The sequence below is a fragment of the Pseudomonas sp. HLS-6 TE3448 genome (assembly GCF_053629555.1).
Genome location: NZ_JBRJIO010000001.1, coordinates 4,369,968 through 4,384,647, shown reverse-complemented (window position 1 = coordinate 4,384,647; position 14,680 = coordinate 4,369,968). Strand labels below are relative to the sequence as shown.

General features: G+C 61.3%; 11 protein-coding genes, 1 pseudogene and 1 riboswitch. Of the genes and pseudogenes, 6 read left to right on the top strand and 6 right to left on the bottom strand.

Annotation, left to right across the window (positions count from 1 at the left end):
* Both AB7M23_RS19995 and AB7M23_RS19990 read right to left on the bottom strand, forming a co-directional pair.
* Positions 1 to 2,192 (bottom strand): annotated as a pseudogene (locus tag AB7M23_RS19995) (TonB-dependent receptor).
* Positions 2,193 to 2,251: 59 nt separating this feature from the next.
* Positions 2,252 to 2,452: riboswitch (cobalamin riboswitch) on the bottom strand.
* 30 nt (positions 2,453 to 2,482) lie between these two features.
* A complete protein-coding gene (locus tag AB7M23_RS19990; protein WP_102051918.1) occupies positions 2,483 to 3,883 on the bottom strand; it encodes an amino acid permease in 1,401 nt (466 codons plus the stop codon).
* A 386-nt stretch (positions 3,884 to 4,269) separates the two neighbouring features.
* Between AB7M23_RS19990 and AB7M23_RS19985 the strand changes: the two genes are divergently transcribed.
* From AB7M23_RS19985 to AB7M23_RS19975, 3 genes are all read left to right on the top strand, one after another.
* A complete protein-coding gene (locus tag AB7M23_RS19985) occupies positions 4,270 to 5,523 on the top strand; it encodes a 2-aminoadipate transaminase (protein ID WP_454241806.1) in 1,254 nt (417 codons plus the stop codon).
* 221 nt (positions 5,524 to 5,744) lie between these two features.
* Complete coding sequence (locus AB7M23_RS19980; protein WP_454241805.1) at positions 5,745 to 6,605, top strand: CAP domain-containing protein; 861 nt, start codon at positions 5,745 to 5,747, stop codon at positions 6,603 to 6,605.
* Between the two features lie 68 nt (positions 6,606 to 6,673).
* On the top strand, positions 6,674 to 7,525 hold the full coding sequence (locus AB7M23_RS19975; protein WP_454241804.1) for a CAP domain-containing protein: 852 nt from the start codon (positions 6,674 to 6,676) through the stop codon (positions 7,523 to 7,525).
* Between the two features lie 98 nt (positions 7,526 to 7,623).
* Here the strand turns inward: AB7M23_RS19975 and AB7M23_RS19970 are convergent, their stop codons facing one another.
* From AB7M23_RS19970 to AB7M23_RS19955, 4 genes are all read right to left on the bottom strand, one after another.
* A complete protein-coding gene (locus AB7M23_RS19970) occupies positions 7,624 to 7,806 on the bottom strand; it encodes a DUF1289 domain-containing protein (protein WP_102051915.1) in 183 nt (60 codons plus the stop codon).
* A 3-nt stretch (positions 7,807 to 7,809) separates the two neighbouring features.
* Complete coding sequence (locus AB7M23_RS19965) at positions 7,810 to 8,166, bottom strand: hypothetical protein (protein ID WP_454241803.1); 357 nt, start codon at positions 8,164 to 8,166, stop codon at positions 7,810 to 7,812.
* A 250-nt stretch (positions 8,167 to 8,416) separates the two neighbouring features.
* Entirely contained in the window at positions 8,417 to 9,667 is a 1,251-nt protein-coding gene (locus AB7M23_RS19960; RefSeq protein ID WP_102051913.1) for an MgtC/SapB family protein, read from the bottom strand.
* 100 nt (positions 9,668 to 9,767) lie between these two features.
* Positions 9,768 to 10,688, bottom strand: coding sequence for a helix-turn-helix domain-containing protein (locus AB7M23_RS19955; RefSeq protein ID WP_454241802.1), 921 nt, complete (start codon positions 10,686 to 10,688; stop codon positions 9,768 to 9,770).
* A gap of 173 nt (positions 10,689 to 10,861) precedes the next feature.
* On the opposite strand from AB7M23_RS19955, the gene AB7M23_RS19950 reads away from it, so the two are divergent.
* From AB7M23_RS19950 to AB7M23_RS19940, 3 genes are read left to right on the top strand one after another with little or no spacing between them, the layout of a single operon-like run.
* Positions 10,862 to 12,220: a glutamine synthetase family protein gene (locus tag AB7M23_RS19950; RefSeq protein WP_065758644.1), complete on the top strand. Its 1,359-nt coding sequence runs from the start codon at positions 10,862 to 10,864 to the stop codon at positions 12,218 to 12,220.
* 48 nt (positions 12,221 to 12,268) lie between these two features.
* Positions 12,269 to 13,357 carry a polyamine ABC transporter substrate-binding protein gene (locus AB7M23_RS19945; protein WP_102052009.1) on the top strand — a complete coding sequence of 363 codons (1,089 nt, stop codon included), beginning with the start codon at positions 12,269 to 12,271 and terminating at the stop codon, positions 13,355 to 13,357.
* On the top strand, positions 13,354 to 14,667 hold the full coding sequence (locus AB7M23_RS19940; protein WP_454241801.1) for an NAD(P)/FAD-dependent oxidoreductase: 1,314 nt from the start codon (positions 13,354 to 13,356) through the stop codon (positions 14,665 to 14,667). Before AB7M23_RS19945 ends, AB7M23_RS19940 begins: the two co-directional genes overlap by 4 nt.
* Positions 14,668 to 14,680: the final 13 nt, after the last annotated feature.

The window sequence follows — 14,680 nt, the reverse complement described above, 5'->3', positions numbered from 1 at the left end:
TTAGAAACGGTAATCGAGGGTGGCGAAGTACGAGCGCGGCGCCCCCATCAGCCATTGCTCAGCGCTATGGGCCGTGACGGCATAGCGGCGGTCGAGCAGGTTATTCAGTTGCAGGCCCAAACGCACCTCCGGCAGCAGTTGCCAGCCGAGATTCCCATCGACCACGGTGTAGCCCGGTACCGTTGCCTGGTTGGCGGTATCGGCATAGCGCGCATCAACGTAACGCAGGCCCAGCCCGGCATCGAGGTTGTTGCGCAGGGCCTTGCTGAGCCAGAGGTTGGCGGTGCGCCGTGGCACACCGATCGGGCGGTTGCCCGTGCGGGACACGATATTACCGGCCACCACCTCGTCGAAGTCATCATACGCGGCACGCACCAGCGAGGCGTTTGCCGAGACGTGCCACTGCTGCGCAAGGGCCAGCTCCAGGGTCGCCTCCAGGCCTTCGGAAGACTGCTGGCCGACTTGCTGGGTGAGTCGCGTGTGGCTGTCGGTGACCACCGGCAGCTTCTTTTTCACGATCTGATAAGCCGCCAGCGTCCACTCGCCACGGCCGTTCCAGAACTGCTGCTTGAGGCCGAGCTCGGTTTGCTTCGACTCGGTCAGGTCCATCTGCTGTGCAGCCGGGCTGAGGCTGATCAGGTCGCCAACCCCGTCTTCACTGGTGGAGTACTGGCCGTACAGCGACAGCTGCTCGGTGACTGCATACACCAGCCCGGCACGCCAGTTGCCACCGTCGAGGCTGCGGTCGCTGCGCGTGCCGTCGACCCGGTTGTCGCGGTCGATATGGTTCTGGTCGCGGCGAATTCCGGTGACCAGCGACCAGCGCTCTGACAATTGCGTGCGGTTTTCCGCGAACAGGGCAAAGGTCTGGGTGGTGCTGTGAGTTTGTGGGCGGGTGGGGTCCTGGCTGCTGAAGTAACCCGGGGCCGGTTGCCACGGGTCGATGTAGTCGCCGCCGTTGTCGGTGTAGGGCGAGTTGCTGTCGACGTCGAAACGAATCCGGTTGTATTCGGCACCGACCACGGTCTTGCTCGTCAGGCCGAACAACGTATGGTCGAGGGAAAAGCTCTGGCGGTCGCCGATTTGCTCCTGATCATGCTTGATGTGCAGGTAGCTCTGGCGCAGCAGTTGGTCGCGGCTGCTGTCCCAGCTGTAGTCCTCGGCATTGCGCCAGTGCCGGCGGCTCTTGATGTAATAGAGCTGGTTGCTGGCCGTCAGGCTCTCGTTGATCGACCAGTCGCTGTTCAGTCGCGTCCATTCATCGTGGTAACGCTGTACCGCGTCATGGAGGTTGTAGTTCTTTTTGCGCAGGCTGTCGCGGTAGTGGCCGTCGATCAGCGGAGTACCGAAGTCGTTCATCGGCTCACTGTCGCCACGCTCATGGGCCAGGGTGAAGCTCAGGTCATCACTGGCATCCCAACGCAGCGCGGCACTGACGGCGAGGTTTTCCGAGTCGCCGCGATCAATCCAGCCGTTGCTCTGCTCACGGTTGAGGGTGAGCCGGTAGCTCAGCCGCTCGTTTAACGAACCACCGCTGTCCAGGCCCAATTGCTGGCGGTCATACGAGCCATAGCCCAGGCGCAGGTGGTTACGGATCTCGCCGGTGAAGGGCTTCTTCGGGATCACATTGATCACGGCCCCGGTTGCCCCTTCGCCATACAGCACCGAGGCTGGGCCGCGAATGATGTCGATGCGCTCGACCATCCACAGGTCTACCGGGAAGCTCTGGGTGCCTGCACCGGTGTACAAGCGCGAGCCGTCGAACAGGGTCATCACCGAGCTGTGACCGCTGAAGCCTCGGGCAGAGAGGGCGGTGTTGCCGTTGCCCGGGGTGCCCACAGAGGTGATACCCGGCGAGCGACTGACCGCGTCCTGCACACTGCGGTTGTTGCGCCCGTCGATGGCCTCGGCAGCGAGGCTGCTGGTGCTGGCAGGCGTCTCCAGCGCACTGAGGTTCAGTCGGGAGCCGGTCGGCAATGGCGTTGCCAGATTGATGGCTTCGCGTTCGCTATCACGATCGCCCGTGATGGCTGTCGAGGGCAGGGCGAGGATGCGCTCGGCATCATCGGTGGCCAGTGTCGGCAGTGAAAGCGAGAGGCAAGCAGAGGACACAAGGGTGTGAAACAGGTAATTGCGGGACATGTCGTTCCAGGCTGAAACAGGAATGAATGAATCCCGGGGGAATAACGCATATAGGCATGACGAGCACGCAGGCGCCCGCCAACCGGCCTGCGCCCGCCCACCGCGGGGTTGCCAAACAAGGCTTCAGGCCGGTCTCCGGGCTTGCGAGGGTCATGAGGCCTTCACCTTCCCATGCCGTGGCACAGTGGTCTGTCGAAGGCCTCGCTCGCTTACCGTTGCGGGGGCAGCGCCGGACTGGTCAAAGAGACGCACCGGCTTCCCGTTTCACCCTGCGCACGGCGGCGCAGGACACCTGAAACTGGCGCGCATCTGAACATCGAACGCCAGCTCAGTCAATCACTTAGCCGCGTTGCGCGGCAGCAGTGGCAGGTGTTGTCGTGCTCGATTTGCGCACCAGGCTGATCATCAGGACGATGCCGGCGACCGCTGCGGTCATCAGGGTTTCATAGCGATATGCAGCGCTGAACAACATGTAGCCGAGCACGCTGCAGATCAAGGCGATGACGAACCAGGTCAGCCATGGGAACAGCCACATCCGAAACACCGGGGTCTGGCCTTTCTGCTCCAGCTGTTTACGCATGCGCAGTTGTGACACCGCGATCACCAGGTACACCAGCAGGGCGATGGCGCCGGTGGTCGAGAGCAGGAAGCCAAAGACCTTGCCCGGCAACAGGTAGTTGATCAGGCAGCCGACGAAGCCTGCCAGGGTGGACATCAGCACGGCCACGGTCGGCACGCCGCTGCGCGAAATGTAGCGGGTTGCAGTCGGTGCTTCGCCGCGTGCGCCCAGCGAGTAAAGCATGCGCGATGCGGTGTACAGGCCCGAGTTCATGCAACTGGTCACGGCGACGAACACCACCAGGTCAACGATCAGTTTCGCGCCTGGCACATTGAGCACTTCCAGTGCGCGCTGGAACGAGCCGACTTGCAGCAGCCGTGGATCGTTCCAGGCAACCAGCGAGACGATGAAGAAAATCGAGAAGATGTAGAAGATCGCAATACGGTAGATCACCAGGTTGGTGGCGCGGCGGATCTTCTCTTTGGGGTTCTCGGTTTCGTCAGCGGCGATGGTGACGATCTCGGCGCCGAAGAACGAGAAGATGGTCACAAGAATGCCGCCCAGTACCGCACCAAAGCCATTCGGCATGAAGCCGCCATTGCTCAGCAGTTGTCCGACCCCCGAGACTTCAGCCAGCGGCCAGTAGCCCAGTACGGCCGCGCTGCATACGCCGATGAAGGCCAGGATGGCGATGATCTTGATCAGGGCGAACCAGTACTCGAAGGTGCCGAAATTGCGCACGCTGATCAGGTTGGTGGCCGACAGGGTGACCATGATCAGGAAGGTGAAGGCCCAGGACGGGATGGCGGGGTACCAGGCATGCAGGATGTCGGCACCGGCGATGGCTTCGACCGGGATGATCAACACCCAGAACCACCAGTACAGCCAGCCGATGGTGAAGCCGGCCCAAGGGCCGATGGCCTCGCCGGCGTAGGTGGAAAACGAACCGCTGTTCGGGTTTGCAACGGCCATTTCGCCGAGCATGCGCATGACCAACAGCACCAGCAAACCGGTCAGTGCGTAGGAGATCAGGATGGCCGGGCCTGCGGTGGCGATAGCGTTGGAGGAACCGATGAATAGACCCGCACCGATAATGCCTGCGATGGAGATCATCGAGACCTGGCGTGTGGTCAGGCCATGCTTGAGCGAGCGTTGCCCGCGGTTGTTATTGTTTGAACTCATGCATCAACCCTCGGTTCAGCAGCCCCCTGGCCCACAGGTCCTTTCGGGGTGAGCCGGCGCTGAACAATCGTTAGTAAGGAAACCTTCCGTGTCGGTACTGCGTCCTGCTCCTGGTAATTGATCCAGATCAGTATTGGTCGACGAGCGGCGCTTCAACAAACGAGCAATACTCAGAACATCATTCCTTGGGGGAATTTAAAGTGTGTATGGGGCGACTGCGCGAGGTCTTAAGGGAAACCCTCTTGCGAAGTGCTTTGTGGCAGGTGACGCCAAATTCGATACTTTTAGGAATGACAGTAGAATTTTTATTCGCTTGTGCCAGGCCACCGTCACTCGCTTAGATAGCCGCCATACACGACCCTCAAGCCACGGGAGCGGCGCTTGTCATGCCTGCGCAAACCATCAGCAATTCCATCGCAATAGTTCACCCGATCGAACTCGATCATGGCCGCAATGCCGAGGTCTGGGATGTCGATGGCAAGCGTTACATCGACTTTGTCGGCGGTATCGGCGTGCTCAACCTGGGCCATTGCAACCCGGCGGTGGTAGCGGCGATTCAGGCGCAAGCAGCACGCTTGACCCACTCGGCGTTCAACGCTGTGCCGCACACGCCTTACCTTCAGTTGATGGAGCGGCTTGTGGCGTTCATCGGCCTGAGCTACCCGGCCAGTGGCATGCTCACCAACAGTGGTGCCGAAGCGGCCGAAAATGCCCTGAAAATTGCCCGGGGCGTTACCCGGCGCACTGCGGTGGTGGCGTTCGACGGCGGTTTTCATGGCCGCACCCTGGCCACCCTGAACCTCAATGGCAAGGTCGCCCCGTACAAACAAGGCATTGGTGTGTTGCCGGGGCCGGTCTATCACCTGCCATACCCCAGCCCGGACAACGACGTCAGTGTCGACCAGGCGCTGAAGGCCATGGAGCGCCTGTTCAGTGTCGAAATCGACGTCAACGAGGTGGCCTGCTTCATCCTTGAGCCGATTCAGGGCGAGGGTGGTTTCCTGGCGCTGGAGCCAGCGTTTGCCCGGCACCTGCGTCAGTTCTGCGATGAGCGCGGGATTCTGCTGATTGTCGATGAGATTCAGTCTGGCTTCGGCCGCACGGGGCAGCGTTTCGGCTTTGGTCGCCTGGGTATTGAGCCGGACCTGCTGTTACTGGGCAAGAGTATTGCGGGCGGCGTGCCGCTGGGCGCGGTGGTGGGCCGTCGGCAACTGATGGACACGCTGCAGCGCGGCGCTTTGGGCGGTACCTATTCAGGCAACCCGATGGCCTGTGCGGCGGCGTTGGCCAGCCTGGAGCAAATGAGCGACAGCAACCTCGCCACCTGGGGCGAGCGGCAAGAGAAGGCGATTGTCGAGCGTTATCAGCGCTGGAAAGCGTCCGGTTTGTCCGCTTACCTGGGGCGCCTGACCGGCACAGGCGCCATGCGCGGCATCGAGTTGGTAAATGCCGACGGCTCGCCAGCACCTGAGGCGCTGGCCACGTTGTTGCAAACCACCCGTGAGGCGGGGCTGTTGATCATGCCGAGTGGCAAATACCGGCATATCGTGCGCCTGCTGGCGCCGCTGACCATCGAACCCGAGGTGTTCGAGGAAGGCCTGGATATTCTCGAACGCTGCCTGGCTGGACTCAGCGCCTGACATCATTGCCCGCCGTACTGCTCACAGCGGCCCTCGGGCCGCTGTAGCACGACGTCCTGAAGACCCTGACCCGGCTGGCGACCTTGCCACCTCGGTAAAAAATACCCTTCACCCCATGAACCTTGTGCAGCGGCTCCAGTCTTAGGCCCTGCCTTGGCCATGTCTTGCCTTGGCTGCGTTACTGCCTTTTCTGTCGTCACCTCTTCAGAGCTGTCTGCCTCATGCGCCAAGCCGCCCACTGTTCCCGCGTTGTTTCGCTCTGCCTCGTCCCGCTGTTACCGCTGCTTTCCAGCCCCGCCCATGCGCGCGGGGAACAGCAACTGGCGGAGGCGATCAACGACTACCGTGCTCATCCCCAGCGTTGCAGCAGAAGTGCGGGCCGCGCCTTGCCGCCACTGGCGCTGAAGTCGAGCCTGGCGTTGCCGATTCGCTATCGCGGTGAAATGCGCGAGGCGTTGAAGGATTCCGGCTATCGGGCCGTTGCAGTGCGGAGTATCCGCTTGGTGGGCGCCTACGATGCTGATGAGGCGTTCGACCAGCTAGCGCGTGATTACTGCGCAGCCTTGCTCGATAACCAGTACGCGGATATCGGCATCCGTCGCGACGACAGTGAGTGGCGAGTCGTGTTGGCGCGCCCCTTGCTCGAGGGGCATCTGGAGGATCGGCGAGCAGCGGGCGCTACCTTGCTGGCACAGGTCAATGCGGCGCGGGCAAAGCCGCGCCTCTGTGGTCGTAAACGGTTTGCCGCCGCCCGGCCGCTTGCGTGGAGTAGCGCCCTGGGGGCCGCAGCGCAAGGGCATAGCCGGTCGATGGCCAGCGGCAACTACCTGGCCCATCGGGACCTTGAGGGTGACATGCCTGCAGACCGGGCATGGGCGGCTGGCTACCGTGGCCGGCAGATTGGCGAGAACATCGCCGCCGGGCAAGGTTCAGCGAACAAGGCCCTGGCGGGCTGGCTGGCCAGCCCTGGCCACTGCGCCAACCTGATGAGCCCGATGTTTACCCAGGTTGGCGCGGCCTATGCGACAAACTCGCGTAGCGATGCGGGGGTCTACTGGACGATGGTGTTCGGTGCGCCCTGAGTAAAGCCCTTGTGCCGCAGGGGGGGATTTCGCGCATTATTAGCACCATCAGCAAAAGGGAGAGTTACATGCGCGTCCTATCATCCGCTTTGCGTTTTGCCGCGTTGTCTGTGGGGTTGGTGTTAGCCGCCACGGCAGCCGCGACCGAGGAGACGCAACTGGTCCAGTCGATCAATGCCTACCGCAGCCAGGTGCAGCGCTGTGCGGGGCAGGCCTCGCAGGAGTTGCCGCCACTTGCATCCGATCCGCGTCTGGTGCTGTCTGCCAGTGGTGTCGGTGACCTGCAGCAGGCACTGGCGCGAGCCTCGTACCCGATGGTCAATGTGCAGGCGATCAGCTTGTCCGGGCCGCGTGATGCGCAGGCGGCGATGAAGGCGGTGCAGGAGAGTTTCTGCCAGATTGTGCTCGACCCGCAGTTCGTCGATATCGGCGTCAGCCGGGAAGACCGTGCCTGGCGCATCGTGCTGGCTCGGCCGCTGCTGGCGGGGCGACTGGGCGACTGGCAAGCCGAGGGCCAGAAGCTCCTCGAACAGATCAACAGCGCACGTGCGCAGGCCCGCCAGTGCGGCACCCAGCCCTTTGGCGCGACAACACCGTTGGCCTGGAATGCGACACTGGCAACAGCGGCTGAAGGCCATACCCGATCCATGGCCAACAACAATTTCTTCGATCACAAGGACCGCGAGGGTCGTACACCGGGTGACCGCGCTGAACTGGCAGGCTACAGCGGCCAACTGATTGGCGAGAACATTGCCGCCGGGCAGGACACCGTACGCAAGGTGGTCGACGGCTGGCTGGCCAGTCCTGGCCATTGTGCCAACCTGATGAACCCACGGTTCCGCGAACTGGGCGCAGCCTACGCAGTCGACCCCAAGAGTGACGCGGGGATCTACTGGACCGCGATGTTCGGTACGCCGTGAGCGCCTGTGATGGTATCGGCGCGGTGTCAGTACGTGCGCGGTGCCTGCATCGTTGGCAAGCCAACTCCCACAGGAGCACTGCGCTTTCGGTATTTGGCTTAGGGGCGTTTCTTTTGCAGGCTTTTCAGGCGCTGGGTTGCGCGCTGTGCGGCGGCCATCTTTTCCGGCCGCTTCATGCGCTTCCATTTCTTGATGTCTTCCTTGCTGCGACCACAGCTCAGGCACAGGTCGCCGCTGAGCTGGCAGACGGAGATACACGGGTTCTCGATATCCTTGGCCATGCTTCAACCCCGCGCCAAACGCTGTTGCCAGTTTCCCGCATGGGTGCGCTGGCATTGTTCTTCCGTGTCGTAGTGCACATGTCTCGACACGGGGTCGAGGGCAATCCCGGCTTCAGCCAGCGCCATTGCCGTCAGCTCAACCATGCGCGCGCCTTGCCCGCTGGCCAGGGCCTGTTGCTTGTTGGTCAGGGTATCGAAGACCCAGGTCACCCTCAGGCTGGAGGGGAACGCCCGGTAATCCACCGTGTGGGTTAGCCAGCAGAACCCGACGATTTCTGCCTTGGCCGTCTCGCAGGCCTCGGTCAGGGTTGCCACCAGGCGGCGCTCGATGTGCGCCTGATCGCGTTTGTTGAAAAACATGGGTTGATCCTTGCCTGTGTGTCGACGTGCAGTCTCTGGGGTGAAACGTTTTTTGCGCGAAGGGGTGACTTGTTCCGCTTGGCCGTCATCTCTGCTTGCATCATAAGCGATGTCCTGATGCCTCAAGCACAGAATGCTTGGTTGCTGATCGATATCGACTACTTCAGCAATCGCGCTGATTCGGGCCGCGGATCAGGCGTTGTATAGCGCGAAAGCCGCAGGCCGCAACCGTGTGGCTGTTCATGCGGCGCTACAGCAGGAGCAGCAACCCCCCGGCTGCCAGGCCTAGCAGGAAGCACAGGCTTTCCACGCCCGCTTTGCGGGAGGCCAGGGTGAAGGCATAGATCCCCTTGACCAGGTTGTTGCTGGCCGCTGCAACGATGATGGCGGAGGCTGCGACCGACAGCGGGGTGCTGCTCACGGCAGACTGCGTCATGCCGAGAATGAATGGGTCTACATCGGTGACGCCCATCACCGAGGCCAGCGAGTAGATGCCCACGGACCCCAAGTATTCGATTGCCAGGTGTGTCGCCACCAGCATGCCGACAAACAGAAATGCGAACAGCAGCGCGGCACTGATTTCCAGCGGGTTCTTGGGTTCAAGTGGCTTTATCGTCGTCGCCCCGGCGTATCCTTTTCGCGACCATAGCCAACCGATGAGTATCGCCATACTGCCCAGGACAATGAACGGAAGTGCCAGGCGGCTCATCAGGTCGCGGTTGAACAGGGCCAGGAGTGCCGCCAGGCGCAAGTACATGGCGCCCGATGCAATCAGGATGGCGCCAGAATAAAGGTGCGCCTGTTCTTCCTGCTGCGAGCGCCTGGCAAGCACCACCGTTGTCACAGTCGATGAATAGGCACCCCCCACGAGTGCCGACATCAACACGCTGCTCTGGTTTTTTGTCACGCGTTGCAACACATAGCTGCCATACGACAATGCGCTCACAGCAACCACAACAAGCCAGGTGGTGAAGGGGTTGATCTGAAACGGGGTGAGCGGTGTGTTCGGCAACAGTGGCAGGATGACTGCGGACAGCAGGAGAAATTTTGCGAAGGTCAGGATGTCCGTGGTTTCAATGCGCTTAGCCAGGTTTTCCAGCTGTGTCTTCAGCTCCAGGAGGATGATGCTCGACACGGTCAGCGCGGTGGCCAGCCAGAACATCTCGTGATAGATCAGGGCGCCCACCAGGTAGGTGGTCAGCCCGGACATTTCCGAGGTGATGCCGGGTGATCCGGTAGAGGAGAGCCGGTGCCAGTAGGCCAGCAACAGGAAGGCCGCCACAACGGCAAAACCCAACGCTTGCGGCAGCAGTTCGCCACTGTTCAACACTGCAATCGAGTAACCGATCAGGCCTATCAGCGGATAGGTGCGGACGCCGCCAAACGCATACTGGTCATTGTTGGTCTTGTGCTCTTCGCGTTCCAGCCCGATGAGAAAAGACAGGAACAGCACAAAGAACAGGTGGATTGCGTCTGTGGGGAGCCAGTCAAAGCTGTTCATCGAATCTCATCAAGGCAGGTGGCAAGAAACTTTCACACTATAGACTCATCCGGGTGGAAAGCTTGCCGGTTACCGGTGTTCGCATCCATGCACCGCCGGGTTAGCCGTGTTTGAGGGGCAAGCGGAACCCGTTGCGCTTCAGTGTCTCACTCGGAAGCTCCTTGAACAGTGCCTGGTAACTGCTGGAGAACCGCCCCAGGTGCCAGAACGACCAGCGCATTGCCACTTCCGCCACGGTCACATCGCGGGCCTTGAGCAGTTCGCGTCGTGCGCCGTTGAGGCGACGCAGGCGTAGCCAGTGGGTCGGGGTCATGCCGGTATAGGCTTTGAAGGCGCTCTGCAGTTGGCGCAACGATCCCCCCGCAATGTGCGAGAGCTCCAGCAAGTTGACGGTTTCCTCGGGTGAGTCGGCCGCCCATTCGCATACCCGGCGCATGATGTTGCGCTCTTCGGTGCGCCGCCACAGCTCGTTCTGCCCAAGGCGGGCACAGGCGTTGTCGAGGATGAACAAACAGTCTTCCAGCAACTGCTCGGCCAGTGCGCCCTGGTCGGGTGAGTCGAGGCTTTGCGAGAGTCGGGTGAGGGTGCTGCTCAGCCAGCTGCTGAACAAGGCATTCTGCTGGGAGTTGAGCGGCGCCATGAACAGGCCTTCCATCGCGGCGACATCCAGCCCGTGCCCACGAACGAACTCCGGGCCAAACACCACGGCCACTTCCTGGTAGTTCTCCGGAGTGATCCAGATATTGCGGCTCTCGCCGTTCAACACGTAAAGGCTGTTGTCGCTGCGGTCGAAACAGAACGCCAGTGAGCCACTGGGTGCGCTGAAGCTCTGTTCTACGCGGGTGTTCATGCGCTCTTCGTAGACGTCCACGCCCTGCAGGTCCAGGCTGCGCACCAACCCCGCGAAATGCCCAGGGGACATTTGCTGATAGTGCTGCGCCCAGCCAGGGGTCGCACGCACCTGTTCGGCAACATCGGCGGTGGTAAAAGCCTGGACACGCAAGGGGTTCAGCGACGTCATGGGAAACCTTCAATGCACTACATTGGTGCATTTTGTTGTGTTCAAAGTGGATAGATCGAAGCCCGATCGCTCACCCAAGATAGTCCTCAACGCGATGCAGGGGAAGCCATGCACCCCGCGATGCGTAGAAGGCGCCATGTCGGGTGCCACCCCAAAACAACAACGAGGTTTTTATGAATACCCCTTTCGATCAGCTGTCCGCCTGGCTGAAAGAACACAAGATTACTGAAGTGGAGTGCGTGGTCAGCGATTTGACCGGGATTGCCCGTGGCAAGATCGCGCCCACCAACAAGTTCCTGCATGAACGGGGCATGCGCCTGCCGGAAAGTGTGCTGCTGCAGACGGTGACCGGCGATTTCGTCGACGACGAAATCTACTACGACCTGCTCGACCCGGCCGATATCGACATGATCTGTCGGCCAGACTCAAACGCGATCTATGCCGTGCCGTGGGCCATCGAGCCGACCGCCATTGTAATTCACGACACCTTCGACAAGCTCGGCAACCCGATCGAACTGTCGCCGCGCAATGTCCTGAAGAACGTCTTGAAGCTGTATGCCGACAAAGGCTGGCAGCCCATCGTCGCGCCCGAGATGGAGTTCTACCTGACCCAGCGCTGCGACGATCCGGACCTGCCGCTGCAAGCCCCGCTGGGCCGCTCGGGCCGTGCCGAAAGTGGTCGTCAGTCGTTTTCAATCGACGCGGCCAACGAATTCGACCCGCTGTTTGAAGACGTCTATGACTGGTGCGAAGCCCAGGGCCTGGACCTCGACACACTGATCCACGAAGACGGCCCGGCGCAGATGGAAATCAACTTCCGTCATGGCGATGCGCTGGACCTGGCTGACCAGATCACCGTGTTCAAGCGCACGATGCGCGAGGCTGCGCTCAAGCACAACGTCACCGCCACCTTCATGGCCAAGCCGATAGGGGATGAGCCAGGCAGTGCCATGCACCTGCACCAGAGCGTTGTGGACATCGCCAGCGGAAAACCGATCTTTGTCGATGCCGACGGGAAGATGAGCGAACTGTTCCTCCACCACATCGGCGGCCTGCAGAAGTACATCCCGAAAGTACTGCCGATGTTCGCGCCCAACGTCAACTCGTTCCGCCGCTTCCTGCCGGACACCTCGGCGCCGGTGAACGTAGAGTGGGGCGAAGAAAACCGCACGGTGGGCTTGCGTGTACCGACCTCCAGCCCTGAAGCCATGCGCGTGGAAAACCGCCTGCCGGGGGCGGATGCCAACCCTTACCTGGCGATTGCCGCCAGCTTGCTCTGTGGTTATCTGGGCATGGTCGAGCAGATCAACCCGAGTGCCGCCGTGCAGGGCCGAGCCTATGAGCGCCGCAATCTGCGCCTGCCGATCACCATCGAGGATGCGCTGGCGCACATGGAAGACTGCCCGACCATCGAGCGCTACCTGGGCAGTAAGTTCGTGCGCGGTTACGTCGCGGTGAAACGTGCCGAGCACGAGAACTTCAAGCGGGTCATCAGCTCATGGGAGCGTGAGTTCCTATTGCTCAGCGTCTGATTTCGGCCACGTCATACCCATCGATAAAACAATATGAAAGGTGTCGATATGCGTCTTATGAAAACCGTTGTTCCGGCGGGCTTTGCCTTGCTGTTCGGTACGCTTGCCCAGGCTCAGCCAAGTGTCAGCGTGTACAACTGGACCGACTATATCGGTGAGACCACGCTCGCTGACTTTCAGGGCAAAACCGGGATCAAGGTGATCTACGACGTATTCGACTCCAATGAAACCCTGGAGGGCAAACTGTTGGCAGGGCGGACCGGGTACGACGTGGTGGTACCGTCCAACCACTTTCTGGCGCGCCAGATCAATGCCGGCGCGTTCCTTAAGCTGGACCGCGCCGCGTTGCCCAACTGGAAAAACCTCGATCCGGCGCTGCTCAAGCTGTTGGAAAAGAACGATATCGGTAACGCGCACTCGGTGCCCTATCTGTGGGGCACCAACGGCATCGGCTACAACGTCGACAAGGTCAAGCAGGTGCTGGGTGTTGACCACATCGACTCCTGGGCCGTGCTGTTCGAGCCCGAGAACCTGAAAAAACTCAGCCAGTGCGGCGTGGCGATGATGGACTCGGCCGATGAGCTGTTTCCGGCGGTACTCAACTACATGGGCATGGACCCGAACAGCACCCGCCCTGAAGACTACAAGAAGGCCGAAGCCAAGCTGATGACCTTGCGGCCGTACATCACCTATTTTCATTCCTCCAAATACGTGACGGACCTGGCCAACGGCGATATCTGTGTGGCGATGGGTTACTCAGGTGATGTGTTCCAGGCCGCCAACCGTGCCAAGGATGCAAAAAACGGTGTTCACATCGCCTACGCCATTCCCAAGGAAGGCAGCAACCTGTGGTTTGACCTGCTGGCGATTCCCGCCGATGCCAAGAACACCACGCAAGCCCATGCCTTCATCAACTACCTGCTTGAGCCAAAAGTGATCGCCAGCGTGAGCAGCACCGTTGGTTATGCCAACCCGAACCCGGCGTCCAAGGCGTACATGGAGGCCGAGCTTGCCAGCAACCCGGAGGTCTACCCGCCGCAAGCCGTGCTGGACAAGCTGTACATCTCGCAAACGCTGCCGCCTGCGATCATGCGCTTGATGACCCGCGCCTGGAGCAAAGTGAAATCCAACCAATGAGTCGAGCACGTACCATGGCAACGTCGTCGGAACATGCCCGTTCGTACTACTACGCAACGGTGAAACACATGGCTGCCTATCCCGCGCTCGCATCGGATGTTATCGCCGATGTCTGTGTGATCGGCGGCGGCTTTACCGGGGTCAACACCGCGATTGAGCTGGCCCAGCGGGGGCTCTCGGTGGTGTTGCTCGAAGGCAGGCGAGTCGGCTGGGGCGCCAGTGGGCGCAACGGCGGCCAATTGATTCGCGGCATCGGTCACGATGTTTCAGGCTTTGCCCGTCATGTCGGCCAGGAGGGCGTGCGCTATCTGCAGCGCGCGGGTATTGAGTCGGTCGAGGTGGTCGGCACGCGGATTCGTGAACACGCGATCGACTGCGACCTGCGCTGGGGGTTCTGTGAGCTGGCCAATACGCCTGCGCAGTTCGCCGCCTTCAGCGAGGAGCAGGAAAGCCTCGCAGCCTTGGGTTACCGTCATGAAACCCGACTGATCAGGCCAGAGCACATGCGCCAGGTCGTAGCGTCCGATGCCTATGCCGGTGGCTTACTGGACATGGGCTCGGGCCACCTTCATCCCCTTGATCTGGTCTTGGCTGAAGCGCGTCTGGCCGAATCACTGGGCGTACGTCTCTACGAGCAAAGCCCGGTGCTGGAACTGATCCACGGCGACACGGTCCAGGTGCGTTGTGCCAAGGGTACGGTCAAGGCAGGAAGCCTGGTGCTGGCGTGCAACGCGCACCTGGACGACCTGGAACCGCGCCTGAGCGGCAAGGTGCTGCCTGCTGGCAGCTACATCATCACCACCGAGCCGCTGGCGCCTGCCGTGGCCAACGCGCTGATCCCGCAGAACCTGGCCCTGTGTGACCAGAAAGTCGGCCTGGATTATTACCGCCTGACCGCTGACCGGCGCTTACTGTTCGGTGGCGCGTGTCACTATTCCGGGCGCGACCCGGCGGATATCGCCAGCTACATGCGACCGAAAATGCTCAAGGTGTTCCCGCAGTTGGCCGACGTGCGCATCGACTTCCAATGGGGCGGCAAGATCGGCATTACGGCCAACCGTTTTCCCCAGGTCGGGCGTTTGCAACAGCACCCGAACGTGTTCTATGCCCAGGGCTACTCAGGCCATGGCCTGAACGTCACCCACTGGACCGCGAAACTGCTGGCCGAAGCGATTCATGCCGGGCACAGCCATGGCCTGGACATCTTCAGCAAAGTGCCGCACATGACCTTCCCCGGAGGCCCGGCCTTGCGCTCGCCGCTGCTGGCGCTGGGGATGTTGTGGTATCGGCTGCGGGAGTTGTTGGGGTAGCGCCAGTATTCTC

Coding starts and splice junctions, on each gene's coding strand:
- AB7M23_RS19980 (WP_454241805.1), top strand. CDS start 5,745: ATGCGCCAAGCCGCCCACTGTTCCCGCGTTGTTTCGCTCTGCCTCGTC.
- AB7M23_RS19975 (WP_454241804.1), top strand. CDS start 6,674: ATGCGCGTCCTATCATCCGCTTTGCGTTTTGCCGCGTTGTCTGTGGGG.
- AB7M23_RS19940 (WP_454241801.1), top strand. CDS start 13,354: ATGAGTCGAGCACGTACCATGGCAACGTCGTCGGAACATGCCCGTTCG.
- AB7M23_RS19955 (WP_454241802.1), bottom strand. CDS start 10,688: ATGACGTCGCTGAACCCCTTGCGTGTCCAGGCTTTTACCACCGCCGAT.
- AB7M23_RS19990 (WP_102051918.1), bottom strand. CDS start 3,883: ATGAGTTCAAACAATAACAACCGCGGGCAACGCTCGCTCAAGCATGGC.
- AB7M23_RS19950 (WP_065758644.1), top strand. CDS start 10,862: ATGAATACCCCTTTCGATCAGCTGTCCGCCTGGCTGAAAGAACACAAG.
- AB7M23_RS19960 (WP_102051913.1), bottom strand. CDS start 9,667: ATGAACAGCTTTGACTGGCTCCCCACAGACGCAATCCACCTGTTCTTT.
- AB7M23_RS19945 (WP_102052009.1), top strand. CDS start 12,269: ATGCGTCTTATGAAAACCGTTGTTCCGGCGGGCTTTGCCTTGCTGTTC.
- AB7M23_RS19970 (WP_102051915.1), bottom strand. CDS start 7,806: ATGGCCAAGGATATCGAGAACCCGTGTATCTCCGTCTGCCAGCTCAGC.
- AB7M23_RS19965 (WP_454241803.1), bottom strand. CDS start 8,166: ATGTTTTTCAACAAACGCGATCAGGCGCACATCGAGCGCCGCCTGGTG.
- AB7M23_RS19985 (WP_454241806.1), top strand. CDS start 4,270: ATGCCTGCGCAAACCATCAGCAATTCCATCGCAATAGTTCACCCGATC.